This is a genomic window from Amycolatopsis sp. NPDC114478 (genome assembly GCF_055633805.1).
In genome coordinates this window covers 157,009-182,479 of record NZ_JBVKDO010000004.1, presented here as the reverse complement: position 1 = coordinate 182,479, position 25,471 = coordinate 157,009, and the positions used below count along the sequence as shown (strand labels likewise).

Genomic DNA, 25,471 nt, shown 5'->3' with positions numbered 1-25,471 from the left:
CATTTTCGCGGGTCGCGGGGCCGGGTAAGGATGACTGCATGCTCGACACCGAAGTCCTCTCGCAGGCACCTTCGCGGGCGCTCGACGTCGTCACCCCGCTCGGGGACGTGCGGTTCGCCGTCCGCGTCGCCGGCTGGGACGTGCCCGCGAGACCCGAGCTCACCTGGGGCGTCGGGGCCGGGGCACGGCTGTGCCGGTGGCGGCACCAGGCGGTCCGGCTCGACGTCCTGTCCGGGACCACCGCTTCGGGGGAGCCCGGGGTGACCCGCGAGACCACGATCTTCCGGGTGCTGGCCCGGGAGGACGTCAGCGAGTTCGTCGTCCAGGCCGAGCTGACCGGCGCGCCCGGGGACGTCCGCGGTGGGGAAAGCGCCTTCACCGCCGAGACCGCCGAAGCCGCGGTGGCCGTCGGCGGCCCCGGCGTCGAAGAGCTGCGCCACTGTTCCCGCGCCGGCCAGCACGTGCCGGCGTACTGGGCGAAGCAGCTGGCCGACGCCGTCGAGCTCGACGGCGCCCGGCTCACCTGGCAGCTGCCCGGCGTCGAGCGCGGGGACTACGCCGAGCTGTGGGTGTCGGTGGCCTGGAGCGCCGGGGACGGCGACCCGGGCCGGGCGATCGACATCGACCCGGCCCGGGTGCTGCGTGAGCTAACCCAGTGAAATCCGGTCCAGATCCGGCGCCCCGCTCCCGTCGTTGCCGATCCGGATCGCGTGGGCGCCCGCGGTCAGCGTCACCGGGACCGAAGTGGTGTACGGCGTGCTGTTGCCGGCGCCGCTGACCTTGACCTCCACCGGCGCGCCGCCGTCGACCGACACGAAGTACGACCGGTCACCGTTGACGGTGAAGTCGAGGTACAGCGTGTACTGACCGGCCGCGGGCACCGTGACGTCCGGGAACGTCACGGCCGCGCCCGCGCTGCCGCCGATGTTGCGCACCTTCTGGCCGCCCGAGCACGCCGAGCAGCTCGTGACGCCGGCGTCGCCGATGTCGTTGGCCGAGTCCTCCGCCTCGCGCATGAACACGCGGTCCGCCGGACGCTGCTTGACCTGCACCGGCTTGCTGACCGACTTCGCGCGCCCGAGCGTCGTGAACGACGCCGTCACCGGGATGGTGACGTCCTGGGCGGCCGGGGCGGTCACCGTCCACGACCCACTGAGGACCTGGCCGAGCCGCAGGTTCGCCGCGGTCACCGGGGCGCCCTGGAGCGTCCAGCCCGCCGGGACGACCGGGGCCAGCGAGACCTGGTCGATCGGGTCGTCGACGTCCAGGCGCAGGGAGGCGGTGATCTTCAGGGACTGCTGTCCGGGCGAAACCCATTGCACGCCGGCGGGCTGGACGGTCAGCGTCGTCTTCGGGGTGTAGGACTCGGGTGGCAGCGGCGCCACCGCGATCCGGTCGAGCGCGGCCGTGCCGGACACCTTGACCGTGTTGGCCCCGGCGGTGAACGGCACCGCGATCGCCCCGGGAGCGTTGACGGTGACCGGCGCGGCGCCGTTCACGCTCACCGACAGCGTCCCGGGTCCGGCCGTGTCCAGCTGCAGCCGGGACGGACCCGTGGCCTGGACGTTCCGGAAGACGACGGCGCCGCGGTCGAGGCCGCTGACCGCGGCCGTGCCCGAGCACGCCTCGCACCACACCGGCGATGCCTTGCCTTCGAAGCCGTTGCGCCACGACTCAGCCTCCAGCGGCAGCTCGCCGTGGGGATCGGGGTAGCCGTAGGCGACGTCGATCTCGTCGAGCGCGAGCTGGTGGAAGAACGGCTTGGCCTGCGGGCCGGACCACGTGTTCAGCACCTCGAGCTTGAGGTAGCGCGCGTGCACCTCGCCGACGTCGACGAACTGGACGCCGCGGGTGCTCGGCAGGGCGCCGGTGCGCACCGGCGTGCCCCAGTTCTTCCCGTCGTCGCTGGCGTAGACGCGGTAGTCCTTGATCCGCGCGGAATCCTCGGCCCGGCCGAAGGACTCGCGCGCGGCCGTCGGTGACGACTCGCGCTCGTGCACCGCGAGGTACGCCGTGGACCGCTTCTTGCCGAGGTCCAGCGTCACCGATACCGGCTGCTGGCCGCCGGCGTCCCAGTAGTTCAGGTAGCTGCCGTCGGTGAGGTTCGAGGCGGGGTGCCCGGGTGCCGACGCCGACGCGGTCGCCTTGATCGTGCTCTTGTCGTAGAAGTACTGCTGCCCGGCGGTGTCCACTTCGAACACGGTGTCGTAGGTGTCCCAGTCCGTGATGTCCAGAATGGACAGATAGCCGCCGGACTGGGCGAACCGCATCGGCTTGCCGGTGCGCACATCGGACACTCGCGTGACGCGGTAACCGTTGTCGCGCAAGCGGACCAGGTTCGTCGACGGCCGCGTGACGACGTGCACGTACTGCGTCTTCTCACCCGGCTTCACGGTGATGACGCCGTGCGCGCCGTCGTTCCAGAAGCCCGGCTGCATCCCGCCGTACATGTACCCGCCGCCTTCGGTGCCCTCCAGCGTCTTCTTGATCGGCTGGGTCCAGGACGCCATGAAGTTGTTGAACGCCTCCTGCTGCGGCGGGAACTTCCCGTTCAGCATGGCGGTTTCGGCCATCAGCGACTTGATCGACGAGCCCGCGTTCGTGATGTAGCGGCCGGTGGAGAGCCGGACGTCGACGGCCTGGTCGCCGCCGCTGTACCACCAGTCGCCGTTGGTCGGCAGCTTGTAGTCGGCCTCGGTGAGCCGCGGCATCGGCGTCCAGACCGCCTGCGGGTAGTCGTAGGACGGCGTCATGCCGGTCTTCTGCTCGTTGCTGACCGTGTCCATGATCGGCGTATCCTCGTTGTTGTTGCTCAGCAGCATCGACGGCCGCTTCTCGCGGATGTGCTCGTAGAGTCCGTGCTGAAGCCAGTACTCGTTGTCGTTGTCGATCCAGAAGCCGGCGAGGTCCGGGTCACGGTCCATGACCTCGTCGAACAGGTCGTAGCTGAACTCGCCGAAGCCCTGCCGGGTGGTCAGGTCGACCGGCTTGCCCTTGTACGCCGAGTAGGCGGCCGAGTCGAGCGATTCGTGCCCGGTTTCGTTGTGCCACTGGGGATCGTCGGTCATGTAGAGCATCACGCGGACGCCCTTGGCCTTGCCCGCGGCGATCAGCTCGCCGAGGAAGTCGCGCTGCGTCGAGCAGCTGCCGGGGATCTTCGACGGCCACGGCCGCGCGTACCCCAGGCGGCTGTGGAAGGTGGTGAGGACGACGTAGGACGCGCCGAGCTTCTTCGCCTCGTCGATCCAGTAGTCCGGCGTCCAGCCGCCGGCGGTGACGTCGTGCTCCCAGGCGGCGCAGTCGGTGTGCCGCGGCGCGGTGAACATGCCCCAGTGCAGGAACAGGCCGGCGGTCGACGCCCGCAGCCAGTCCTGGCGCGGGTTGTACAGCTCGGCGTGCGCGGGGGTGACCAGGGTCGCCAGCAGCACGATGACCGCGGCGAGGCAGGCTCGGACTCTCATGGGCCGCTCCTTCGTCGGAGAGGTCCGATGATTGTGCGGTGATATATCGTACGTCAAGGGAAGATGCCGCTGAGCGGGATACAGTCGTCAGACCTGTCACATCGGTGGCGCGGGATACGTCAAGGTGGGGACGACCGCGAAAGGACCGACCCGTGAACGATGACCTCCTGGCCCGCAGCTTCGAGACCCACCGGAGCCACCTGCGCTCGGTCGCCTACCGGATGCTGGGCTCGCTGAGCGAGGCCGAGGACGCCGTGCAGGAGTCGTGGCTGCGGCTGAGCCGGAGCGACCCGGCCGCCGTCGAGAACCTCGGCGGCTGGCTGACGACGGTCGTCGGGCGGGTCTGCCTCGACATGCTGCGCTCGCGCAAGGCCCGGCGCGAGGAGCCGTGGGACGTCCTGGTGCCCGACCCGATCATCAGCCGCGAGGACGCCGGCCCGGAGCACGAGGCGCTGATGGCGGACTCGGTCGGCCTCGCGCTGCTGGTCGTGCTGGACACGCTCACCCCGGGCGAGCGGTTGGCGTTCGTGCTGCGGGACATGTTCGCGATGCCGTTCGAGGAGATCGCCCCGATCGTCGGCCGGTCCGAGGCGGCGACCCGGCAGCTGGCGAGCCGCGCCCGGCGGCGCGTCCAGGGCGCCCCCGTCGCGCCCGACCCGGACCTCGGCCGGCAGCGCGAAGTCGTCGACGCCTTCCTGGCGGCGGCCCGCGGCGGCGACTTCGACGCGCTGGTGTCGGTCCTCGACCCCGAGGTCGTGCTGCGCGCGGACCGCGGTGCCGCCGGCGACTCGGTGGAGGTCCGCGGCCCGGCGGCGGTGGCGAACCAGGCGCTGACGTTCTCCCGCCTCGGCGCGGGCGGCGGCACGGTCCGCCGGGCGCTGGTCAACGGCGCGGCGGGCGTGGTCGGCATCCGGGAGGGGCGGCCGTTCTCGGTGCTGGGCTTCACGGTGGCCGGCGGTCGGATCGTGGAGATCGACATCCTCGCCGACCCGGCGCGCCTCGAGCGGCTCGACCTGGCCGTGCTGGACTGACCGGAATTCGCTGGAGGGAAACCGGGTCCGTGGCTAGCGTGGTCGCGTCCACGACGTCCGAGCGGATGGAGGTCCTGCCATGTACCGCGACCACGACACCGAGCCGTCCTTTTGAGCCGACGAGCAAGCGCCGCCGGGGGTTCCCTCTAGCGAGACCCGCGTCAAACGCGGCGACCGAACGGTCGGCGAAGACACCGAACTCGTCGAAAAGCTCGGTGGCAACGACCCGTGTCCCTGCGGTTCCGGGCGGAGGTTTCCGCCGGTGCTGCCGCAGCGGCGGCCGGTACGACGGCGTCAACGGCCACTACTACCGGCGCGACTGACCGCGCCGTGCTCGTCGGTGATCAAGGCGACTTCGTCGCGCTCGTCGAAGTGGAGGTACTCGCGGCGGCCGTCCGCGTGGCGGCGGACCGTGCCCGCCACCACGACCACCAGCTCGCCGTCCTCGATCGCGTACAGGTCGTCCGGGGTCAGCACCTCGTGGATGTGCGTGCCGTTCGTGATCAGCGTGCGGACCCGGCGGCCGGTGTGGTCGTAGCCGTACAGCGCGTTGACGCCGTCGTCGCCGTGGACCCCGCGCAGCCGGTCGAACGCGTCCCGGATCTCGCTGCCCGGCCGCGGTTCCGCCGGCGTCCCGGGGGCGATCGAACGCAGCAGGCCGTCCGGGCCGCGGACGACGTGCTCCGGCGTGAAGTGCTCGCTGACGCCGTTCGCGTAGTGCACCGCCGTCCGGCGGCCGCGCAGGTCGTACTGGACCGCGTCGACGAACCCCGGCACGCTCACCAGCCGCCCGACCTCGTCGTACTGGTGGCGGACGGTCAGCCGCCCGTCGCCCGCGTCCGGGTAGACCACTTCGGACAGCCGTCCGTCCGCCCGGCGGGTGACGTCCAGCCGGTACTCGACGGCGATGTGCGCCGGCCGCCAGCGCCGCTCGGCCGGGTGGCCGAGCGGGTCGTAGCCGAACAGCGTCACGCCGGACTCGTCGGCGACGCGCACCAGCCGCCCGCAGCTGTGCGGCCCCGCTTCGAGCGGCACCGGGAGCCCGCCGTCGTGGTAGGTGAACGTCGTGACCGGGGTGCCGCCCGGGTCGTCGACCAGCACCGCGACCACGCGGTCGGCCGCGTCGTGCACGCGGTACACCGTGTGCCCGCTCGCGGTCCGCGTCTCGACCGCGTTGCCGGCGGCGTCCCTCGCGTGCACGACGCCGTCCGCGTCGCGCAGCTCGCGGCCCAGCAGGTCCCGCACGACCGTCGCCGGAGTGTCCGATGTGGACGTCCTCAGTGGACGGCCCAGCGCGTCGTAGCGGAACTCCTCGAACGTCTCCGGCCGATCGCCGGCGCGAAACGCCCGGCTCGTCCGGCACAGCAGGCCGCGCGCGCAGTACTCGTGCTGCTCGTCGACGACGTCGCCGAGCAGCTCGGCGTGCCGGCGCTGCACCAGCCGGCCCGCGCCGTCGCGCAGCTCCGACGTCACGAGCACCTCGGCCTCGCCGGACACCGCACGCTGCTCGGTCGTCACCCGGGCCCCGTCGTAGCGGTAGCGGACGGTCGGCAGGTCCGCCGAGTCACCCGGTCGCACCACGGTTTCCGGGCGCCCCAGCGGATCGTGCGTCACCGCGGTCACCGCGCCCGCCGGATCGGTCACCTCGCGCACGCGCGCCACGCGGACGTCGTACCGGGTCGCCGTCACGTTCCCGAGCGGGTCCGAGAACACCTCGGGGAAGCACCGGTCGGCCGAGTACCGCACCTCGTGGGTGTGGCCGTGCGGCCCGGTCGTCGTGGTGCGCAGCCCGGCGACGGTGTCGAGCCGCCCGTGGAACGTCGTCACCCACCAGCCGTCCTCGCCGGGACGGCGGTGGTAGCCGTGGTGCCGGAAGTCCGGCACGACCGGGCCGTAGACGCCGGCGACGAGCGCGTCGGTGAGCGCCAGCTCCTCCCGCGCGGTGAGCAGGCCGCGGGACCCGGCGGTGCCGTCGGGCCGCTCGTCGTACCGGAACACCGTGTCCGACAGGACTTTCCCGCTCCCGTCCACCGTCCGGACGCGCGCGGGCAGGGAGCTGAACCGCCGCTCGGGCGCGGTCGCGTACGTCGTGCGGGTGTCGCGGACGACCGGCTCGCGGCCGGGCCGCTTGACGGTCCGCACCTCACGGACCGGGTTGCCGACGGGGTCGAAGTCCGTCTCCGTCGTGGTCACCGAGACCGGCCGCTCGTGCCGCTCGAAGTCGGCCGCCACGGAAAGAGTCCACTTCGGACGGCGAGCGTGCTCCACCCGGAAGTACGGCCGGTCCTCCAGGGCGGACCCGTCGAGGCCGTAGACCTCCTCCTTGTCGAGGAGCCCGCCGTCGCCGAACCAGCGCACGGTCCGCAGCGTGGGCGCGTACTCGTCGCCGAGCTCGTCCTGGACGACGCGGCCGAAGCCGGGGAACCGGCCGTCGTGGTAGGCGAACTCCGTCACGCCGGTCTGCCCGGTGACCGCCTCGTGGCGCGTGACGCGCCGGACCACCGGGACCGTCTCGACGGTCGCGTACTCGACCGAGGTGAGCAGCCCGAGGCCGTTGTCGATCTCGCTCAGCCGCCCGGTGCGCGGGAGGTCGGCGGGGTCGAGGGAGTAGGACGGCACGGTGTCGTCGAGCAGCAGCACGCCGCCACTCCCACCGCCGGCCCGCGCCGGAGCGGCGACGTGGATCCGCCGCGGCGCCGGCGGTTCGGCGCGGGCGTAGGCCAGCCGCAGCACCGGCGCGGCCACCTCGGCGCCGTGCGCGTCGAACCCGGTGAGCGCGACCGACGTCAGCAGCGAAGACCCGGTCACGTCGTCCTCGTCGTAGCCGAAGTGCCACCGGCGCACGAGCGGCCGCGCGTCCGCCGGCACCCGCAGGTCGACGCGGGTGCAGCGCAACGCCGTCGTGACGAGCGTGCCGCTGCGGCCCCAGCGCAGGACGTCCGGCCGCTCCTCGTAGGTGAAGTCGACTTCGTACGGGCCGTAGGACACGCGCGCGAGGTACGCCTGCCCGCTGTGGTGCGCCCAGCTGAAGTCCACGGCGTTCCCGAACGCGTCCTCGGTCCGTTCGAGGTACCAGGCCGTGCCGGCGGACCGGCCGCCGTCGGTCGTGCCGAGCAGGTGCCGGACCCCTGACCGGGTGGTGAGCACGAAGCCGTCGCCGCGGCGGACGAGCTTGCCCTCGGCGCCGGAGCCCGCCCGGCCATCGGTCAGCCGGACGTGCGGCAGCGGCAGCGCGAACCCGCCGCCGAAGACGCCGTTCGGCGCGCCGGTCGTGTAGCGCAGCGCCAGCGCGGGCGCGACGCCGCCAGGACCCGGCGGCAGGTCGAGCGGTACGGCGAAGCAGCCGCCGCCGGTGGCCGGGTCCGCGGTGAAGGGGCCACCCAGCCCCCGGGCCGGCGCGGGCCGTTCCGCCTCCTGCGCGCTCGACCGGAGCACAACCATGCTGATCTCCCCGAATGCATTCGTGACTTCCGGGGGCCAAGTGGGTGAGCCGGGCCCGTCAGATACGTCTTCACCCGTTTGCCGTCGTCGTTACCCATTCGTGATGTTGGTGTCGTATCCCAGTGGCGGCCCACGGGTCTTTCCCGGGTGCCATCAGTGATCAATGGCGGAGGGTGGACCCGATGGTCGTCAAGTTCGTGCGGGACGAGACCGCGGAGGTAGCGGCGGAGGACGCGAGCACGCTCAACGAGCTCCCGACCCCACCCAGGCAGTTGCTCGACCGGCACGGCGCGCGGGTGCTCGACCCGGCCACGGCGGTCGTCGCCGCCGGGCAGCCGGTCCCGCGCACGACCGTGTACCGGCCGGGCACCTTCCTGCTCCCCAACCGGTACCTGCGCGACCAGGAGACCCTGGCCGCGATCAACCGGGTGCTCGCCCGCATCGGCGTCTACGCCGTCCCCGCCGACCAGGGCGGCGACTCGAAGGAGTACGCCCGCGCCCGGCAGCTGGACGACCTGCCCGCCCGCGCGCTGCTGAACGTCCGCGAGGACTCCGACCCCGTCGTCGTCGACTGCTGGAAGGCGCTGCAGCTGCTGCGCTCGGCCGCTTCGGGCGAGAAGCCCGAGATCGACCCGGAGATCGTCGCGAAGGTGTCGGTCGAGCACCTGCTGTTCACCTCGCCGGTGTTCGGCGGGGTGCCGTGGGAGACCAGCGGTCTCGGCGGCACGCCGTGGGAGACCAGCGGGTTCGGCCCGGGCAGCTCGTACGGGCGCACCCACGGCGTCAACCGGATCCCGGTGACGCTGGCCGCGGACCCGCCCTACCGCAGCGAGAAGCCCGCGCACCGGCGGCCGGTCATCGCCGTGCTCGACACCGGCATCGGCCCGCACCGCTGGTTCGGGCTGGACGACCGCAGCGGCCCGCCGCCCGCCGGCAGCGGTCTCGCCGTCGCCCCGGACATCCAGGCGGCGGTCCTGCAGGCCGAGCTCGCGTCGAGCACCCTGCCGACGCAGCTGCTCGCGGACTACTGGGACGCGCCGACGACCGGCCAGCCGCTGATCGGCGACATCGACACCGACACCGGGCACGGCCTGTTCATCGCCGGCATCATCCGGCAGGCCTGCCCCGAAGCCGACACCCTCGCGATCCGCGTCGTGCACAGCGACGGCGTCGCGTACGAGGCCGATGTGCTGCTGGCGCTGCACCTGCTGGCCGACCGCGTCCGGAACGCGCAGGCGAACCACCGGCCCGAGGACATGGTCGACATCGTGTCGATTTCGATGGGCTACTACGTCGAAGACCCGGCGGACGTCGTGTTCACCGGCCTCTTCGGCGCGGCGATCGCCGACCTGCTCTCCCTGGGCGTGCTGGTGGTCGCGGCCGCGGGCAACGACGCCACCACCCGCCGCTTCTACCCGGCGGCGTTCGCCGACCAGCCGCTCGGCAGCGGCTGCGGCCCGCAGGTGATCAGCGTCGGGGCGCTCAACCCCGACGCCGGCACCACCCGGGCGCTGTTCTCGAACGAAGGCCCGTGGGTGCGCTGCTGGGCGACCGGCGCCGGCGTCGTCAGCACGTACCCGGACGACGTCCGCGGCAGCGCGGCCGCCGACCACGAGCTGCCCGGCCGCGGTTCCTTCGACCCGGACGACTACAGCGCCGGCTTCGCGGTCTGGGACGGGACGTCGTTCGCGGCGCCGCTCGCCGCCGCCGAGATCGCGAAGGCGTTGTTCCACTCGGGCGACCTGGCCACGGTCGACCGCGACACCGTCGTCAAGCGCGCCTGGACCGCGCTGGGCTCGCTGTGAACGTGGCCAAGACCGATCACAGCCGGGTAGCGGCCCTGTTCGACGCCGCGCGGTCGGGCGACCGCGCGGCGCTGGACGAACTGGTTTCCCTGCTCACGCCGCTGCTCTGGCAGGTCGCGCGCGACCAGGGCCTGGACGCCGATCAGGCCGGCGACGTCGTGCAGACGACGTGGCTGCGCCTGCTCGGCTCGTTCGCGGAGATCCGCTCGCCGGTCGCGCTGACCGGCTGGCTGATCACCGTGACCAAACGGGAGGCCTGGCGGGCTGGGGAAAAACGCCAGGTCGAACGGCCGTTGCCGGAGCTTCCGGAGCGGCTGACCGAAGCGTCACCGGCACCCGAGGAGGGGGTGCTGCGCGACGACCAGCGCGCGCGGTTGTGGCGCGCGGTCGACGCACTGCCCGAACGCTGCCGCAGCCTGCTGCGGATCGTGGCGTTCGTGCACCGGCCGGACTACGCCGAAGTGGGCGCCCGGCTGGGAATGCCGAGGGGGAGTATCGGCCCGACCAGGGGACGTTGCCTCGCGCGCCTGCGCGAGCAGCTACTCGCCAACGGCGAAGGAGATTGGCTGTGACCACCGTCGAACCACCCGGCGCGAACGAGCCCTTGGACGAGCTCGACTTCCGGTTGCTGACCGGATTGCGCGAGCTGTGGGAAGACGCCGACCCGATGCCCGCCACGCTGGTGGACCAGATCCGGTTCGCGATCCAGCTGGAGGACGTCGACCTCGAAGTGATGCGGATCCGGGAACAGGAGGGATTGGCGGGCGCGCGAAGCGCCGCCGAGCAGGGCCGGCTGATCACGTTCGACAGCGAGAGCCTGACGATCATGGTGAACGTGAGCCCCGAGCCCGGGGGGACGATCCGGCTGGACGGGTGGCTGACCCCGCCGGCGGAACACCCGATCGAGGTGCGCACGGCGAACGGCCCGCTGACGACCACATCGGACGCCGAAGGGCGGTTCGCGGTGAGCGGCGTGCCGCACGGGATGGTCCAGGTGCTGGTGCGGACCCTGGGGCGGTCGAGGACGGTGAGCACGCCGGCTGTCGAGCTGTAGGGCGGAAGCGGCCCGGTTGCCGTGCCCACAAGTGAAAATCTGTCCACCCGGCGAAAACCCCGGACCGCCACGGCCCGGAGGTACGATCCGGGACGTCCTTCTCGGCCGAGGGGGACGGCCCCGGCCGGAAGGGCAGCCTGTGGTCTCGTCGCCGAAGGCGGAAGACCGGGTGCGCGACCTGCATCGGCGTGCGGTCGCGGCGACCAACAACGGCCAGCCCGTCGTCGGCGGGCGGCTGATCCGTTCCGCCGCAAGGCTGCTCGGCCTGCCCGCCACGCAACCGCCGCCGGAATGGCCCGCCTGGACCGACCTCGCCACGCGCGTCCTCGGCACGTACGCCGCCGTCGAAACCGCGCTCGGGAACAGCACCCGCGGCCTGGCCCTGCTCGACGAAGCCGACGTCCTCGTCTCCGACGTCGGGCGGGGGATCCTGCGCCAGCAACGGGGTCTCGTCTTCATCCTGATCGGCCGGATGGACGAAGCCCTGGTCTGCTTCGACGAAGCGATCCCGTTGCTGCGCCAGGCCGGCGAGTTCGTCGTGCTCGCCCGGACGCTGCTCAACCGCGCCATGCTGCACCAGTACGCCGGCCGCGTCCGGCTCGCGCTCGCCGATCTCGACCAGTGCGAGCAGATCGGCGCCGGGCAACCCGAAGAAGAGGGCCTGGCCCGGATCTTCGCCAAAGCGGCCCACGGACGCGGTCAGGCGCGCGTCCTGACCGGCGACATCCCGGGCGCGCTGCGGGACTTCGACGCGGCCAGCGGGTTCTACGCCGAACAGAGCGTCGGGATGCTGCCGGTGCTGGCCGTCGACAAGGCCCGCGCGCTGCTCGCCGCCGGGCTGCCGCAGGAGGCCGCGGCCGAACTGGACGCCGCCCTCGAGCAGTTCCCGCGGCTGCGGATGAACCAGGAGCACGCCGAAGCCGAGCTGACCCGCGCGCTGGCCGCGCTGGCCGGCGGCGAGCCGTCGACCGCGCGTAGCTGGGCCGGCCGCGCCGAACGGAGATTTCGCCGTCGCGGCAACGAAACCTGGGCGGCGGTCGCACAGCTGACCGTGCTGCGCGCGGACTTCGCCGCCGGACGTCGGATCGCCCGCGTCGCCGCCGAGGCGACCGCGCTGGCCGACCGGCTCACCGGGCTGGGCCTGCGCAACGACGCCGAAATCGCGGCGCTGCTGGCCGCCCGCGCGTGCATCGCCCTCGGCGACCTCGACCGCGCCCGGGCCGGCATCGCCGCCCGCGACCGCCGGGCCGCGCCCCTGGAAAACCGGCTGGTGCGCCGGCTCGCGCTGGCCGAACTCGGGGCCGCGAGCGGCGAGCGGCGCATCACCTTCGCCAACGCGCGCGCCGGGCTGACGCAGCTGGAGCGCCACCGCGGCCGGTTCGGCAGCATCGACCTGCTGACCGGGACGACGTCGCTCGGCAAGGAACTCGCCGACGCGGGCCTCGCCGCCGCGCTCGCCCAGCGGTCGCCCGGCGTCGTGTTCCGGTGGCTCGACCGCTCGCGCGCGCAGGCGTTCCGGTTCCGGCCGGTGCGCCCGCCCGCGCACCCCGAGACCGTCGACGCCGTCGCCGAGCTGCGGTACCTCTCGATGCAGATCCGCGCCGGCGAGCTGTCCGGCAAGCCGGACGCCCAGGCCGCGAAGCGGTGCGCCGCGCTGGAACGCGAGATCCGCGCCAAGGGCTGGCAGGCCGAAGGCACCGACGTCGACCACCCCGAGGCGAAGCTGCGCGAAGTCGGCGACGAGCTCGCCGAAACCGGCAGCGCGATGGTCTGCTTCCTCGCCGACCACGGCGCGTTGTGCGCGCAGGTGATCGCGAACCACCGGGTCGCGCTGATCGAGCTGGGCCCGGCGTCGGCCGTCGCCGAGCCGGTCGCGCGGCTGCACAGCGACCTCGACGCGTTGTGCGGCCGCCAGCTGCCGCCGCAGCTCGACCAGGTCATCCGCCGCTCGGTGCGCACACAGGTCACCGCGCTGGACTCGATCCTGCTGGCGCCGCTGGCTTCGCGGCTGGGCGACCTCGACGTCGTCGTCGTGCCGACCGGCGCGCTTTCGGCCATCCCGTGGGGTCTGCTGCCGACGTTGCGCGGGCGCCCGGTGACGGTCACGCCGTCGTCGTCGGCGTGGCTGGACGCGGGCCGCCGTCCGCGCCGGGCGGCCGGGGCGCCGCTGCTGGTCGCGGGCTCGGACCTGACCCACGCGGAGACCGAGGTTTCGTCGCTGGCGCCGCTCTACCCGGAGGCCGAGGTGCTGACCGGGCCGGACGCGACGGTCGCGGCGACGCTCAAGGCGTTCGACGGCTGCCGGCTCGCGCACTTCGCCGCGCACGGCCACCACGAACAGGAGAACGTGCTGTTCTCCCGGCTCAACCTGGCCGACGGGCCGTTGATGGCTTACGACGTCCAGCAGCTTTCGACGGCGCCGGAGCACGTGGTGCTGTCGTCGTGCGACGTCGGCCAGACGGTGGTCCGGGCCGGCGACGAGGTCCTCGGCTTCACGGCGGCGTTGCTCTACGGCGGCAGCCGGACCGTGGTGTCGAGCGTGGCGCGGGTCGACGACCGGACGGCGGGCGGGGTCATGCTGGCCTACCACCGCGCGCTGTCGGCGGGCACGCCCCCTGCGCGTGCCCTGGCCGACGCGGCTCACGCGGAGCCGCTGATGCCGTTCGTCTGCTTCGGTCGCAGCTGACATTCCTTTTGACGCTTGGGGTTCACCGAGGTTGCTTTCCGGTGATCGACCCCATCCCGGCGCATCCCCGGGTGGCCCGTGGGCATCTCTACCGGTGAGTCCAGTTGATCACGGAACGAGGGAGGACGACCATGAAGCGCACTGCGACCGCGTTGCTCACCGGGGGTCTGGTGGCCGGCGGGCTGGTGCTGGCGGCGGGGGCCGCGAACGCCATGCCGAGCGACCACCCGTGCGGGGCTTCGGACGTCCGCGTGTCGGTGGCACCGGATCCGTCGAACGCCGCCGGGCACGAGGCTTACGTGCTCACCTACACCGCGTCGTCGCCGATGACGAACTGCAAGCTCGAAGGCGCGCCGACGGCGGTGTCCTTCCTGGCCGGCGGACAGCGGCTGGCCGTCTCGGCGACGCCGGACGGCAGCGAGGCGCTGCCGGTGAACCTGCGTGCCGGGCACCCGGCCGAGTCGCGGATCATCCAGCGTTCGGCGGCGGCGCCGTCGGGTGCGCCGGACTTCGTGACGTTCGACCTGCCGACCGGGCCGTTCGGCCAGCCGGTGAGCGTCGCGTGGCCCGCGGGGGCGGCCGTGAAGGGCGACGCCGTCCAGGTCACGCCGGTCGGCAACTGAGTTCGGGGAGGGGAATCCACGTGAAGCGCATTCTGATGGGGATCGGCACGGCGGCGGGCGCGTTCGCGCTGGCGGCGTGCGGGACGGCTCCGGCTGTGGCTCCGGCTGCGGCTCCTGTTGCTGTTGCCCCGGCGGGCGGGTCCGGCGGTGGTGTGGCCGCGGCGTCGACCGCGACGCCGCGGTGCACCACGGCCGACCTGGAGGTCCTGCTGGGCAAGCCGGCGGAGAAGAACGACGCGCCGGGCCAGTACGACATCCCGCTGACCTACCGCAACACGACGGACCACACGTGCGGCCTGTACGGAGTGCCGGGCGTCGACCTGGCCGGCCCGGACGACGCAACGTTCGGCCCGGTGTACCACCTGCCGCGCGTCGACAACGGGGTGAAGTACAACGAGGTGACGCCGGGCACGACGGCCTCGGCGACGATCACGGTCCTCAAGCCGTCGCCCGGCGAGCCGACGTGGACACCGGCGAAGCTGAACACGATCCCACCAGGTTCGCGCATCGCGTTGACGGCGAAGTGGCCGTCGGACCTGCCGGTACTACGCCAGGACGCGGCGACGCACCCGGGTTCGTACGTGAACGGCATCCTGGCCGATCCGGCCTGACCGGGGGCTCCGGGGTGGCTCTGGCCGTGGGAGGGGCCGGAGTCGTCCCGGGCTGCCGGCCGGGCGCGAGAGATGGTGGCGGGCTGGACAACGGCATCCTCGCCGATCCGGCCTAATCGTCACTCGATCGGGTGAAGCGGGGGGCCGCGCGTCATTCTTGGCGTGGGGCTCCCTCTTTCTTCGTGCGGCGGTAACCGGCCGGCACGCCCCCCGACTGGCCGGTTACCGCTGCGGTCCCTCTACTCACGGTGCAGCAGCACGACGGAGTCCGTCTCCTCGACGCGCACATACCCCGTGTCCTCCAGCTCGCCCAAAGCGAACGCCTTCGTCGCCAGCGTCGTCGGCCACGACTGTTCCGGGCGGGCCACCGCCACCCACTCCGGCCGTTCCGCGGTCACGCCGTCGAAGAACAGCACCGTGCAGCGGGACGTCAGCCGCGGGGCCAGCCGGTTCGACGCCAGCACCGTGGCGCCGGACGGGATGCGCGCCAGGACCGTGTCGATGCCGGCTCGCTGCGACGGCGTCCACACCCCGTCCGTCAGGTGCGCCGCCTGCAACCCCAGCGAAGCCAGCCCGGCGACCAGCGCGCACGCCGGCAGCAGCCGGGCCGCCCGACGCGCGCCGCGCAGGCCCGCCAGGAACACGATCGGCATCAGGACCGCGCTGTAGTGGTAGCCCATGCCCCAGTAGCGGTCGTTCGCCGAGACCAGCCGCCACAGCAGCGTCGGCACCGCCAGCAACAGCAGCGGCGACCGCAGCGCCGCGAACGCCGTCGGTACCAGCAGGGCCAGCAGCATCGAGACCTTGACGATCGCGCCGCCGAACGGGTTGAAGCCGCCGCCGTGCGCGTACACCCCGGCCGGATTCAGCGCCGGCAGGACCACCAGGAACAGCAGCGCCGAGCACGCCACGCCGAAGCCGATCGCCGCCCAGCCGAGCCGGCGCTGCCCGTTGAGCACCAGCACGACACCCACCGCGGCGAGCGTCAGCGGCAGGTCTTCCTTGACCAGCACCAGCGGCAGCGCGCACCAGACCGCCGCCCGCCAGCGTTCGCGCAGCAGGTGCTCGGCGGCGAACGCCACCATCGGGACGGCGAAGCACACCTCGTGGAAGTCGAAGTTCACCGCGGACAGCAACCCCCACGACAGCACGTACCCCGCGCCGACGACCGCGCCCCGGCGAGTGCCGAGCACCCGCACCGCGCACCGCGTCACGGGGACCGCGGACAGCGCGAACAGGAAAGCCTGCGTGATCAGCAGGCACGCCGACGACGGCCAGAGCAGGTAGAACGGCGCCAGCAGCGCCAAGATCGGGTGGAAGTGGTCGCCGAGCGCCGGCGCGCCCGGGCCGAGCAGGTCCGCCACCGGCCAGCGCCCGTGGGCGTACGACCGGACGACCTGTTCGAAGATCCCCAGGTCGAAGCCGCTCGCGTCGAACGTCCGCAGCCGCTGCAGCGACCAGGCGGCATACCCGGCGAAGGCGACCGCGGCGACAAGGAAGGGGACCGCGCGCGTACGCACCTGGACCGGTGCGAAGTCGATCAGCATGGCGGGATGCTCTTGGGGCCACGCTGAACCGGAGCTTAAGCAAGCTGAAGACGTCTTCAGGCAAGCGGAAGCCGCAGCTCCAGGAGCGCTCCCGACGTGCTGTCCGCGACGCGCAGGGTGCCACCGTGCGAGCGCGCGACCTGCGCGGCGATCGCCAAGCCGAGTCCGGCGCCGCCGTCGTCCTCCCGCGCGCGGTCGGCGTCCAGCCGCACGAACCGGTCGAAGACGCGCTCGCGCTCCTCGGCCGGGATGCCGGGTCCGTCGTCTTGCACGGTCAGCACGCTCTCGCCGCCGGACGCGGTGATCGTGATCGTGACGCGGCTCTTCGCGTGGCGTTCGGCGTTGTCGACGAGGTTGCGCAGCACGCGCTCCAGCCGTCCGGCGTGGCCGCGCACCACCGGCGACGCTTCGAGGTTCAGCTCGAGGCCGTCATAGGGGACTCGCGCGGCGACGTGCGCGGTCACCACGTCCGCCAGCGCCACCGGTTCCGAGCCGGCCGGCTGGTCCGCGTCCAGCTTGCTGAGCAGCAGCAGATCCGCGGCGAGCGTCTCCATCCGCGTCACGTCGAGCACGGCGTTCTCGCAGCTGCGCCGCCAGTCGAGGCGGTCGGGGTGGGCGAGCTGCACCTCGAGCTGGGTGCGCAGGGAGGCCAGCGGCGTGCGCAGCTCGTGCGACGCGTCCGCGGTGAACTGGCTCTGCCGCCGCACCGACCGGTCGAGCCGGCCCAGCATCTCGTTCATCGTCACGGCGAGCTCGGTGATCTCGTCGCCGGAGTCCGGCACCGGGACGCGGCGGCCGAGGTCGCCCGCGCGCACGCCGTCGACCTCCGCGCGGATCGCGCCGACCGCCCGCAGCGACCGCCGGACGGCGAACCAGGCGACGCCGCCGACGAGCAGCGCGGCCGCGGGCACCCCGCCCCAGAGGATCCGCTCGGCGGTGGCGACGGTTTCGAGGCCGAGGGGGTCGACCTGCTCCGCCGCCAGGACCGCGTAGCGGCGGTCCTTCGTCCGCGCGGTGCTGTAGAGCTGGTCGTCCAGGCCGAACGGCTGGACGATGACGCAGTCCGGCGCGTAGACCCGGACCGGCTCGTCGTCGGCGAACCGCTTCGCCCGGCCGAGCGAGCAGTCGGCCGCTTCCCGGCTGATCAGGTACCCGCCGCCCTTGGCGTACTGCCGCGGCACGTCGGCCGGGGCGACCCCCGAGTCCAGCAGGGCGAGCAGCGTGTCGACCTTGTCGCTCGCCCGGGCCCTGGCGTTGTCTTCGAGCGGGCCTTGCAGCGTCGACACGAACCAGTACGACCCGAGGCCGAGGAGGAGCGCCGTCGCGAGCGCGGCGAAGAGGGCGACCCGCCACCGGGTCGACCGGGGCAGGAGCCGGATCATGCCCAGAAGATAACCGCACCTTGGGAGATCCGGGACGGGCGTCCGGGCTCCTACCGTCGAACCCGTGACGCTCGAGAAGTGGCAGGCGGTGCGCGCGGCGCTGCCGGAGACCGGCGCCCGGTTCGCGGACCTGGTGGCCGGCGTGCGGTACGGGCACGCGACCTCGCTCGGCGAGTGGACGATCGCCGAAACGGCGTCGCACGTCGGGATGATCGCGCTGATGTACACCGCGATGATCCGCGGCGACGGCGGTCCGCTGCCCCTGCCGGGCCTCGAGGAGCCGATCAACGCGGCGAGCGTCGACACGATCTCGCGGATGAACGCGCTGGCGCTGGAGCTCTACCCGGAACGCGACCCCGTCCGGCTGGCCGAGCGGCTGCGCGCGGACATCGCCGAAGTGCTGCTGGTCAGCGAGGACCTGGACCCGGAGAAACCGGTGTGGTGGCTGGGCGGCTCGCGCGTGCCGGTGGCCGGCGTGCTCGCGCACCTGGTCAACGAGATGCTGATCCACGGCCTGGACATCGCCCGCGCGGTCCGCCGCCCATGGCCGATCCCGGCGGCGCACGAGGCGCTGTTCCTGGAGCTGTTCCTGTTCGGCATGGTGCGCAACGACATGGGCCGCCTGCTCGACGACGCGACGCCGTCCCCGCGCCGGATCGCGGTCGAGTTCCGGTCGGCGTTGACGGCGCCTTCGGTGCTGGCGTTGCGGCACGGAAGGCTGCGGTTCGAGGAACCGGACGGGACCGCGGACGTGCGGTTGACGTTCGACCCGGCGGTGCTGGTGCCGATGATGTTCGGCCGGATTTCCCGAGTTCGCGCGGTACTGGGCGGCGGCGTGCGGATCGGCGGGCCGCGACCGTGGCTGCTGCCGGCGTTCCTGCGGACCGTCCGGATGCCTTAGCTCAGGACCCGGAAGGTCAGGTGGGTCGCGTTCGGCGTCTCCTCGACGGCCGTGCGCTCCAGCTTCACGTGCGCCCCGACTTCGGCGTCGAACAGCCGGACTCCGGCTCCGAACAGCAGCGGGACCACGTGCAGCCGCAGCTCGTCGACCAGCCCCGCCAGCAGGTACTGCCGCAACGTCGTGCCGCCGCCCATCAGCATCACGTTCTCGTCGCCCGCCGCGGCTTTTGCCTGCCGCAGGGCGCTTTCCGGGCCGTCGGTGACGAACGTGAACGTCGTCGGGCCCTTCACCACCGGCTCGTGCGGCCGGTTGGTCACCACGAACACCGGCTTCTTGAACGTCCCGTCGTCGCCCCAAGGATCCACGCCGACCTCGAACATCGTGCGGCCGACGATGAACGCGCCCGTGCCGTCGAACAGCCGGGCCGCGACCGCGCCATCGGCGTCCGTTCCGGCGAAGATCCAGTCGTGTAGCAGCTCGCCGTCGCGGCCGAGGCGGTGCTCCGCGCTCGTGTCCGGCCCCGCGACGATCCCGTCCGCCGACATGCTGATCTCCGCGATGACCGTCACCAGCCGTCACCCCACTCCGCGTCGCGGGCCGCCCGGTAGCGCGGGCCCTGCTTCTTCGAAACCGCCACGCCGGGCTTGAGCCCGTCCGGGGTGCACAGGTCCAGCGCGACCCAGCCCTTGTGCTTCTTCGGGTGCCGGATGATGCGCGCGTCCGGTCGCTCTGGCACCGACCGCGAAGCGACGACGTAGGCGAACTTCTCGTCCTCGAAGCCGAGCGTGCCCGCCTTGAGCCGGCGGTGCAGGCCCGACCGGGGGAGCCGCGCGGCGAAGTGGCACCAGTCCTCGCCGGGCACGATCGGGCACGCCGCGTCGTGCGGGCACGGCGCGACGACGTTCAGGCCCAGCTCGATCAGCTGCGCGCGGGCCGCGCGGATCCGCTCGTACCCGGCCGGTGTCCCCGGCTCGATCAGGGCGACCGTTCCCGCCGAGCCGGCCAGCCAGCGCACGACGTCCGCACGGGTGGCGTCCGGCAGCTCGCCGAGCACGTACGAGAGCGTCACGAGGTCGGCGTCCGGCGCCGGCGCCGCCGGGTCGACGAACCCGCGCCGCCACTCGGCGTCCCGCACCGCGGGCAGCGAAGCGCCCGCCGCGAGCCGCTTGCCCAGCCCGATGGCCCCGGCGACCTGTTCCAGGACGGTGCACTTCTCCAGCGAAGGCCAGACCGCGGCCGCCGCCCACACCGCGGCGCCGGTACCGCCGCCGACGTCGACCTGCGTCCGCGGCTCGAACCCGGGCGCGCGCGAAGCGGCTTCGGCAAGCACAGCGTGTACGGCGGCGTAAGTGGCCGGCATCCGATAGCCGGCGTACGCGGCGACGTCGGCTTCGGAGGTGAGGATCGGTGAAGTCGCCGCGTCACCTTGGCGGTAGCGCGTGCTGAGCCGGTCGACGGACTGCGTCAGCCGCGGCAGCGGGTGCCGGGCCAGCTCGTCGTCGAGCGCGGAGGAGAGGTCGTCGGGGAGTACCGCCACGGCTGACGATTCTCCCCTGTCCGAATTGCCCGCCCGGACCGGCCCTGAGCTGCTACTTTTCCGGCGCGAAAGTTTTTTGGCGGACGCTGTCGATCCGGGGCGCGGCCGTTCGACGCGTAGGCAGCAACGAACGAAGGGAGACCGCGGTGCGGTTCATGGTGATCGTCAAGGCGAACGAGGAGTCCGAGGCCGGGCACGGCCCGAGCGCCGAGCTGCTGGCCGAGATGGGGAAGTTCAACGAAGAGCTGGTCAAGGCCGGCGTCCTGCTCGCGGGCGAGGGCCTCACGCCGAGCTCGCAGGGCGCGCGCGTCGTGTTCTCCGGCACCGAGGCCCCCAAGGTCGTCGACGGTCCGTTCGCCGAGACCAAGGAGCTCGTCGGCGGGTTCTGGATCCTCCAGTGCCGCGACCGCGACGAGTGCGTCGAGTGGATCAAGCGGATGCCGAACCCCGACGGCCAGGCCGGCGTGGTCGAGATCCGGCGCGTCGCCGAGGCGTCCGACTTCGAGAACATGACGCCCGAGATCGAGGAGCTGGAGGGACGGCTTCGCGCGCAGAGCGCGGGGGAGGCGTGATGCGCTTCCTGGTGATGGTCAAGTCGACCCCGGAGTCCGAAGCGGGCGTCGGACCCAGCCGCGAAGAGCTGGAGACGATGTCGAAGTTCAACGAGCAGCTGCTCGACGACGGCCGGATCGTCTTCGCCGAAGGCCTGACGCCGAGTTCCGAGGGGGTGCGCGTCCTCTTCGAAGGCGACGCCGAACCGAAGGTCATCGACGGCCCCTTCGCGGAATCGAAGGAGCTCGTCGCCGGCGTCTGGGTGCTGAACGGGGAATCCCTCGAGGACGTCGTCGCGCTGATGCGGCGCGCGCCGAACCCCGAGGCGAAGGGCGGTGTCATCGAGATCCGCCCGATCGCCGAGTAGTGGGTTGCACCGCACCCGATCACCCTGTCGAATGGCCGGGTGACGGTTGCGGACGCCCAGAGGACGGTCGAGACGGTTTGGCGGATCGAGTCGCCGCGGCTCATCGCGGGCCTGGCCCGCATGGCCCGCGGCGACGTCGGACTCGCCGAAGAGCTGGCGCAGGACGCGCTCGTAGCGGCGCTGGAGCAGTGGCCGGAGTCCGGCGTGCCGCGCAACCCCGGCGCGTGGCTGATGACCATCGCCAAGCGCCGCGCGATCGACCAGTTCCGCCGCAACGAGCGGTACGCGGAGAAGCTCGAGGAGGTCGGCCGCGGCGAGCGGGTCGGCGAAGGCGTCCTGCCCGACTTCGACGCCGCCCTCGACGACCACATCGAAGACGACCTGCTGCGTCTGCTGTTCGTCGCGTGCCACCCGGTGCTGAACACGCAGGCCCGCGTCGCGCTGACGCTGCGGATGCTCGGCGGCCTGACCACCGACGAGATCGCGCGCGCGTTCCTCGTCCGCGAGTCGACGATCGCGCAGCGGATCGTGCGTGCGAAGAAAGCCCTAGCGGCGGCGAAGGTCCCGTTCGAGGTGCCGGAGGGCGACGAACGTGTCGCCCGGCTGTCGTCCGTGCTCGAGGTCATCTACCTGGTGTTCAACGAGGGCTATTCGGCCACCCGCGGCGACGACTGGATGCGCCCGGCGCTGTGCGAAGAGGCGATGCGCCTCGGCCGCGTCCTCGCCGGGCTGATGCCGGGCGAGTCCGAGGTGCACGGCCTGGTCGCGCTGATGGAGCTGCAGTCGTCGCGGTCGAAGGCCCGCACCGGCCCGAACGGCGAGCCGGTGCTGCTGCTCGACCAGGACCGCAGCCGCTGGGACCGGTTCCTGATCCAGCACGGCCTGGCCGCGTTGACGTTGTCGGAGCAGATCGCCGACGGCGCGTACGGCCCGTACTCGGCCCAGGCGGCGATCGCGGCCTGCCACGCGCGCGCCCGCACGGCCGACGAGACGGACTGGGCGCGCATCGCGGCGCTGTACGAAGGGCTCGGGAAGCTCCAGCCGTCCCCGGTGATCGAGCTGAACCGCGGGGTCGCGGTGGCGATGGCGGCCGGCCCCGCGGCCGGCTTGGCGGTGGTCGACGCGGTGGCCGACGACCCGGCGTTGAAGGACTACCACCTGCTCCCGAGCGTCCGCGGCGACCTGCTGCAGAAACTGGGCCGGACGGCGGAGGCCGAGCAGGAGTTCAGGCGGGCGGCGGAGATGACGGAGAACGCGCGCGAGCGGGCGCTGCTGCTGGACCGCGCGACGGCGGTGAGCAGCTGACGCCGTGCTCGCCTCGCTGCTGCGGGGTTTCCGGGACGTCCGCAGTGCGCTGGTCGCGGGGTACCTGTGGTTCCGCGCCGGCGGGCTGCTGGTCGGCGACGACGGGGGACCTGGATCAGCGGTCCCGCCAGGCCATCGGCGACAGCGTCAACGCGGCTTCGGCGATCCTCTTCGCGGTCTCGGTCGTCAATCCCTTCCGGGCGGACTCGATCCACTCGTCGACGCGCCGCACGCCGACGTCCCGGTATTCGAGGGCCTGCAGCAGCATCTCCAGCTTGTCGGCATCCTTGGCGCACAACGCTTCCGCCGTCTCGCGGGTCTCGTACTCGTCCACCGCCGCCCGGACCAGGTCCTTCGACCGGACCGGAAGCCGGTCGGTCTGGTCGGCCGTGATCGCCCGCGGCCGCGGCTTCTCCAGGTAGTCGACGGCCGTCAGCGGCAGGTCACCCGTCCGGGTCTCCTGCGTGTCGTGCCACACCGCCAGGAACGCCGCCCGCTCCGGCGACGCCCCCTCCTCCGCCGCGATCAGCGCCGCCAGCTGGGCGGCCCGCAGGCTGTGCTCGCCGACCGACTCCGGGTCGCGGACCCCGGCGTGCCACCAGCCCGACCGCCGGACGCGCTTCAGCAGACCCAGCTCGTACCCGAAGGACGCCAGACCGTCAGCACTCATGCCGCCCAGCCTAGGGCGACGGGATCATCGCCGTCAGGATCGTCGCCTGCAGCAGGGAGATCACGCCGACGACCGCGGTCAGCAGCAGGGACCACAGGAAAGTCTGCCGCAGCAGCGATCCCTCCTTGCCGCTCTGCCCGATCGCCGTCGCGCCGATCGAGAGGTTCTGCGGCGAGATCATCTTGCCCATCACGCCACCGGACGTGTTCGTCGCGCCGGCCAGGATCGGGTTCAGGTTCAGCTGCTGGGCCGAAATCACCTGCATGGGGCCGAACAGGCTGTTCGTCGACGCGTCCGAGCCGGTCAGGAACACGCCCAGCCAGCCGATGTAGGCCGAGAACAGCGGGAAGACCGCGCCCGTCGTCGCCAGGGCGAGGCCCAGCGTCTGCGTTGCGCCCGAGTAGTTCATCACGAACGCGATCGCCAGGATCATGAAGATCGTCGCGAGCGCCCAGCGCATCTGGAACAGCGTTTCGCGGTACGTCTTGAGCAGCAGCCCCGGCCGCGCGCCCATCGCGAAGCCGGCGATGACCGCCGCGACCAGCGCGACCGTGCCCGGCGAGAACAGGAAGTCGACCGTGAACGTCGCCGCGTACGGCGCGTTCTTCGCGGTGATCGGCGGGTGCTGGACGACGTGGTTGTGCAGCCCCGGCCAGGCGAAGATCCAGTCGGCCTTGTGCAGCAGCTTCGTCAGGTCCAGCCAGGTGGGGAGGTTCTTGAAGATCGTGCCGATCCGGGACAGGAAGATCGCCAGGATCAGGATGATGTAGGGCATCCACGCGTGGAGCGCGCCGCGTTCGGCCTGCGCCGCACCCAGGCTTTTGACAGCGCTTTCTTCGCCCTCGAACCGCCACACCGACGCCGGCTGCCAGAACCGCGTAAGGACCCACAGCGCGGCCATCGCGGTGAGCGCGGCGAGGACGTCGACGAGGCTCGCGCTGATGTAGTTGGACGCGACGAACTGCATGGCCGCGAACGCGAGCCCGGCGGTCAGCACCGCGGGCCACACCTCGAGCATGCGCTTCCAGCCGGCCAGGACGACAACCAGGAACGCGGGGATGATCAGCGCCAGCACCGGAACCTGGCGGCCGACGGCCGCTGAGAACAGCTCGGTGGCTTGGTCCTGTTTGAGGTGCATGATCGGCGCGGTCAGCCGGCCGAGCACGATCAGCGGGTTGCCGAGGCCGCCGAACGCGACTGGCGCGGTGTTCGCCAGCAGCGCGAGCACGACGGCCTTCACCGGCGGGAACCCGAGCGCGGCCATCATCGCGGCGGTGATCGCGATCGGCGACCCGCCGCCCGCGACGCCTTCGAGCAGCGCGCCGAAGCCGAACGCGATGAGCAGCGCCTGCAGCCGCCGGTCCTCGCTGAAGCCGGCGAGCACGCGCTTCATGGCGTCGAACCGGCCGGTGGCGACGGTGACGTTGTGGAAGTAGACGGCGTGGAACGCGATCCAGGCCACCGACCACACACCGAAGACCACGCCCATGGCCGCGGCGTCGAACGCGAGCCCGGCCGGCATCCGGTACAGCAGCAGCGCGACACCGAGCGCGGTGACCAGCGCGAGCGCGGCCGAAAGGTGCGCGGACAGCCGGACGACGCCGAGCGCGACGAGCAGCACGACGATCGGGAGCGCGGCCAGCAGCGCGGAGAGCCACAGGCCGCCCGCGGGCTGGTAGTCCTGGAGCCAGGTCATCCCCGCTGCCCCCGGACGTACCCGAGCCGCAGCGAAAGGGCGGCGGCGGTCCCGGCGACGGAGGCGCCGAGCTCGTCGAGCCGGCGCAGCACCCGCGGCGCGGGCCCGGCGATGCTGATGGCGGCGATGGGCCGTCCGGAGTGGTCCCGCACGGCGGCGGCGACGCACCCGACGTCCGGCTCGTTCTCGACCTCGTCGATCGCCCACCCGCGACGGCTGGTCCGGGCGAGGTCGTCGAGCAGGCGCAGGGGATCGTTGATCGTCTTGAGCGTGAGGGAGTCCAGTTTCATGCGCCGCACGCGCTCGGCCCGATCGGCTTCGGGCAGCGCGGCGAGCCAGGCTTTCCCGAGCGAGGTGGCGTGCTGCGGTCGCCGAGTGCCGAGCCGGCAGGCGAGGGTGACGGCGCTGGCACTGCGTTCGGTGGCGACGTAGACCATGGTGTCGTTGTCCGGAACGGCGAGGTAGGTGGTCTCCCCGGACCGTTCGGCGAGCGACGCGAGGTACCGCGGCGCACAGCGGTGCAGATCGGTGGCGGCCATGGCGCGCGCCCCGAGTTCGACGAGCCGCGTGCCGAGTCGCACCCGCCCGGTGACCTGGTCGGCTTCGAGGTATTCGAGGCTCTTCAGGGTGCCGACGATCCGGTAGGCGGCGCTCCGGGAAAGCCCCAGTTGCCGCGCGATCGCATTGGTGGAAATCTCCTGGTGCCGACCCACGTGCTCGAGCACCGCGAGCCCGCGTTCGAGAGTTCCGCTGTTCTCCAGCCCGCGCTCCGGTCCCACGCTGCCCTCCGTTGGACGTTCCC

General features: G+C 72.6%; 21 protein-coding genes. 12 read left to right on the top strand and 9 right to left on the bottom strand.

What is annotated here, in order from left to right:
• Positions 1-38: 38 nt before the first annotated feature.
• On the top strand, positions 39-659 hold the full coding sequence (locus ACZ7OH_RS13490; protein ID WP_470281073.1) for a hypothetical protein: 621 nt from the start codon (positions 39-41) through the stop codon (positions 657-659).
• On the opposite strand, the gene ACZ7OH_RS13485 is transcribed toward ACZ7OH_RS13490, so the two are convergent.
• Complete coding sequence (locus tag ACZ7OH_RS13485; protein ID WP_470281072.1) at positions 648-3,461, bottom strand: discoidin domain-containing protein; 2,814 nt, start codon at positions 3,459-3,461, stop codon at positions 648-650. The genes ACZ7OH_RS13490 and ACZ7OH_RS13485 overlap by 12 nt on opposite strands.
• 152 nt (positions 3,462-3,613) lie before the next feature.
• Between ACZ7OH_RS13485 and ACZ7OH_RS13480 the strand changes: the two genes are divergently transcribed.
• Complete coding sequence (locus ACZ7OH_RS13480; RefSeq protein ID WP_470281071.1) at positions 3,614-4,492, top strand: sigma-70 family RNA polymerase sigma factor; 879 nt, start codon at positions 3,614-3,616, stop codon at positions 4,490-4,492.
• A 294-nt stretch (positions 4,493-4,786) separates the two neighbouring features.
• Here ACZ7OH_RS13480 and ACZ7OH_RS13475 read toward each other — a convergent pair whose 3' ends face one another.
• Positions 4,787-7,933 carry a SpvB/TcaC N-terminal domain-containing protein gene (locus tag ACZ7OH_RS13475; RefSeq protein WP_470281070.1) on the bottom strand — a complete coding sequence of 1,049 codons (3,147 nt, stop codon included), beginning with the start codon at positions 7,931-7,933 and terminating at the stop codon, positions 4,787-4,789.
• Positions 7,934-8,115: 182 nt separating this feature from the next.
• On the opposite strand from ACZ7OH_RS13475, the gene ACZ7OH_RS13470 reads away from it, so the two are divergent.
• The 6 genes from ACZ7OH_RS13470 to ACZ7OH_RS13445 all read left to right on the top strand — a co-directional run bounded on the left by ACZ7OH_RS13470 (position 8,116) and on the right by ACZ7OH_RS13445 (position 14,712).
• On the top strand, positions 8,116-9,738 hold the full coding sequence (locus ACZ7OH_RS13470; RefSeq protein WP_470281069.1) for a S8 family serine peptidase: 1,623 nt from the start codon (positions 8,116-8,118) through the stop codon (positions 9,736-9,738).
• Positions 9,735-10,310 carry an RNA polymerase sigma factor gene (locus tag ACZ7OH_RS13465; protein ID WP_400896063.1) on the top strand — a complete coding sequence of 192 codons (576 nt, stop codon included), beginning with the start codon at positions 9,735-9,737 and terminating at the stop codon, positions 10,308-10,310. Before ACZ7OH_RS13470 ends, ACZ7OH_RS13465 begins: the two co-directional genes overlap by 4 nt.
• Complete coding sequence (locus ACZ7OH_RS13460; RefSeq protein WP_470281068.1) at positions 10,307-10,792, top strand: hypothetical protein; 486 nt, start codon at positions 10,307-10,309, stop codon at positions 10,790-10,792. The genes ACZ7OH_RS13465 and ACZ7OH_RS13460 overlap by 4 nt, the downstream gene beginning before the upstream one ends.
• A gap of 169 nt (positions 10,793-10,961) precedes the next feature.
• Positions 10,962-13,478 carry a CHAT domain-containing protein gene (locus ACZ7OH_RS13455; RefSeq protein WP_470281067.1) on the top strand — a complete coding sequence of 839 codons (2,517 nt, stop codon included), beginning with the start codon at positions 10,962-10,964 and terminating at the stop codon, positions 13,476-13,478.
• A gap of 131 nt (positions 13,479-13,609) precedes the next feature.
• On the top strand, positions 13,610-14,101 hold the full coding sequence (locus ACZ7OH_RS13450; protein ID WP_470281066.1) for a DUF4232 domain-containing protein: 492 nt from the start codon (positions 13,610-13,612) through the stop codon (positions 14,099-14,101).
• Between the two features lie 35 nt (positions 14,102-14,136).
• Complete coding sequence (locus ACZ7OH_RS13445; RefSeq protein WP_470281442.1) at positions 14,137-14,712, top strand: DUF4232 domain-containing protein; 576 nt, start codon at positions 14,137-14,139, stop codon at positions 14,710-14,712.
• Positions 14,713-14,951: 239 nt separating this feature from the next.
• On the opposite strand, the gene ACZ7OH_RS13440 is transcribed toward ACZ7OH_RS13445, so the two are convergent.
• Together ACZ7OH_RS13440 and ACZ7OH_RS13435 are read right to left on the bottom strand one after the other, a co-directional pair.
• Positions 14,952-16,259, bottom strand: a complete 1,308-nt coding sequence (locus ACZ7OH_RS13440; protein WP_470281065.1) for a DUF2079 domain-containing protein — start codon at positions 16,257-16,259, stop codon at positions 14,952-14,954.
• 56 nt (positions 16,260-16,315) lie between these two features.
• Positions 16,316-17,641 (bottom strand): sensor histidine kinase, encoded by a 1,326-nt coding sequence (locus ACZ7OH_RS13435; protein ID WP_470281064.1) that lies wholly within the window; start codon positions 17,639-17,641, stop codon positions 16,316-16,318.
• 64 nt (positions 17,642-17,705) lie between these two features.
• Here ACZ7OH_RS13435 and ACZ7OH_RS13430 point away from each other — a divergent pair, with 64 nt between their 5' ends.
• A complete protein-coding gene (locus ACZ7OH_RS13430) occupies positions 17,706-18,542 on the top strand; it encodes a maleylpyruvate isomerase family mycothiol-dependent enzyme (protein WP_470281063.1) in 837 nt (278 codons plus the stop codon).
• Here the strand turns inward: ACZ7OH_RS13430 and ACZ7OH_RS13425 are convergent.
• Complete coding sequence (locus tag ACZ7OH_RS13425) at positions 18,539-19,111, bottom strand: dihydrofolate reductase family protein (protein WP_470281062.1); 573 nt, start codon at positions 19,109-19,111, stop codon at positions 18,539-18,541. The two genes, ACZ7OH_RS13430 and ACZ7OH_RS13425, sit on opposite strands and share 4 nt — an antisense overlap.
• The gene (locus ACZ7OH_RS13420) at positions 19,108-20,079 is read right to left on the bottom strand and encodes a small ribosomal subunit Rsm22 family protein (RefSeq protein WP_470281061.1); all 972 of its coding nucleotides are present in this window, start codon (positions 20,077-20,079) and stop codon (positions 19,108-19,110) included. The genes ACZ7OH_RS13425 and ACZ7OH_RS13420 overlap by 4 nt, the downstream gene beginning before the upstream one ends.
• Positions 20,080-20,225: 146 nt before the next feature.
• Here ACZ7OH_RS13420 and ACZ7OH_RS13415 point away from each other — a divergent pair, with 146 nt between their 5' ends.
• From ACZ7OH_RS13415 to ACZ7OH_RS13405, 3 genes are read left to right on the top strand one after another with little or no spacing between them, the layout of a single operon-like run.
• On the top strand, positions 20,226-20,651 hold the full coding sequence (locus ACZ7OH_RS13415) for a YciI family protein (protein ID WP_470281060.1): 426 nt from the start codon (positions 20,226-20,228) through the stop codon (positions 20,649-20,651).
• On the top strand, positions 20,651-20,998 hold the full coding sequence (locus ACZ7OH_RS13410) for a YciI family protein (RefSeq protein ID WP_470281059.1): 348 nt from the start codon (positions 20,651-20,653) through the stop codon (positions 20,996-20,998). The genes ACZ7OH_RS13415 and ACZ7OH_RS13410 overlap by 1 nt, the downstream gene beginning before the upstream one ends.
• Positions 20,999-21,037: 39 nt before the next feature.
• Positions 21,038-22,303 carry an RNA polymerase sigma factor gene (locus ACZ7OH_RS13405; RefSeq protein ID WP_470281058.1) on the top strand — a complete coding sequence of 422 codons (1,266 nt, stop codon included), beginning with the start codon at positions 21,038-21,040 and terminating at the stop codon, positions 22,301-22,303.
• A gap of 115 nt (positions 22,304-22,418) precedes the next feature.
• Here ACZ7OH_RS13405 and ACZ7OH_RS13400 read toward each other — a convergent pair whose 3' ends face one another.
• The 3 genes from ACZ7OH_RS13400 to ACZ7OH_RS13390 are packed head-to-tail and all read right to left on the bottom strand — an operon-like array spanning position 22,419 to position 25,448.
• The gene (locus ACZ7OH_RS13400; protein WP_470281057.1) at positions 22,419-22,973 is read right to left on the bottom strand and encodes an HD domain-containing protein; all 555 of its coding nucleotides are present in this window, start codon (positions 22,971-22,973) and stop codon (positions 22,419-22,421) included.
• A 10-nt stretch (positions 22,974-22,983) separates the two neighbouring features.
• The gene (locus ACZ7OH_RS13395) at positions 22,984-24,669 is read right to left on the bottom strand and encodes an L-lactate permease (protein ID WP_470281056.1); all 1,686 of its coding nucleotides are present in this window, start codon (positions 24,667-24,669) and stop codon (positions 22,984-22,986) included.
• Positions 24,666-25,448: an IclR family transcriptional regulator gene (locus ACZ7OH_RS13390; protein WP_400896034.1), complete on the bottom strand. Its 783-nt coding sequence runs from the start codon at positions 25,446-25,448 to the stop codon at positions 24,666-24,668. The genes ACZ7OH_RS13395 and ACZ7OH_RS13390 overlap by 4 nt, the downstream gene beginning before the upstream one ends.
• Between the last annotated feature and the right edge of the window lie 23 nt (positions 25,449-25,471).

Excerpts from the sequence above, each read along its gene's own strand:
- ACZ7OH_RS13395 (WP_470281056.1), bottom strand. The coding sequence starts at position 24,669 with ATGACCTGGCTCCAGGACTACCAGCCCGCGGGCGGCCTGTGGCTCTCC.
- ACZ7OH_RS13490 (WP_470281073.1), top strand. The coding sequence starts at position 39 with ATGCTCGACACCGAAGTCCTCTCGCAGGCACCTTCGCGGGCGCTCGAC.
- ACZ7OH_RS13485 (WP_470281072.1), bottom strand. The coding sequence starts at position 3,461 with ATGAGAGTCCGAGCCTGCCTCGCCGCGGTCATCGTGCTGCTGGCGACC.
- ACZ7OH_RS13470 (WP_470281069.1), top strand. The coding sequence starts at position 8,116 with ATGGTCGTCAAGTTCGTGCGGGACGAGACCGCGGAGGTAGCGGCGGAG.
- ACZ7OH_RS13440 (WP_470281065.1), bottom strand. The coding sequence starts at position 16,259 with ATGCTGATCGACTTCGCACCGGTCCAGGTGCGTACGCGCGCGGTCCCC.
- ACZ7OH_RS13435 (WP_470281064.1), bottom strand. The coding sequence starts at position 17,641 with ATGATCCGGCTCCTGCCCCGGTCGACCCGGTGGCGGGTCGCCCTCTTC.
- ACZ7OH_RS13475 (WP_470281070.1), bottom strand. The coding sequence starts at position 7,933 with ATGGTTGTGCTCCGGTCGAGCGCGCAGGAGGCGGAACGGCCCGCGCCG.
- ACZ7OH_RS13450 (WP_470281066.1), top strand. The coding sequence starts at position 13,610 with ATGAAGCGCACTGCGACCGCGTTGCTCACCGGGGGTCTGGTGGCCGGC.
- ACZ7OH_RS13400 (WP_470281057.1), bottom strand. The coding sequence starts at position 22,973 with ATGAGTGCTGACGGTCTGGCGTCCTTCGGGTACGAGCTGGGTCTGCTG.
- ACZ7OH_RS13410 (WP_470281059.1), top strand. The coding sequence starts at position 20,651 with ATGCGCTTCCTGGTGATGGTCAAGTCGACCCCGGAGTCCGAAGCGGGC.
- ACZ7OH_RS13445 (WP_470281442.1), top strand. The coding sequence starts at position 14,137 with ATGGGGATCGGCACGGCGGCGGGCGCGTTCGCGCTGGCGGCGTGCGGG.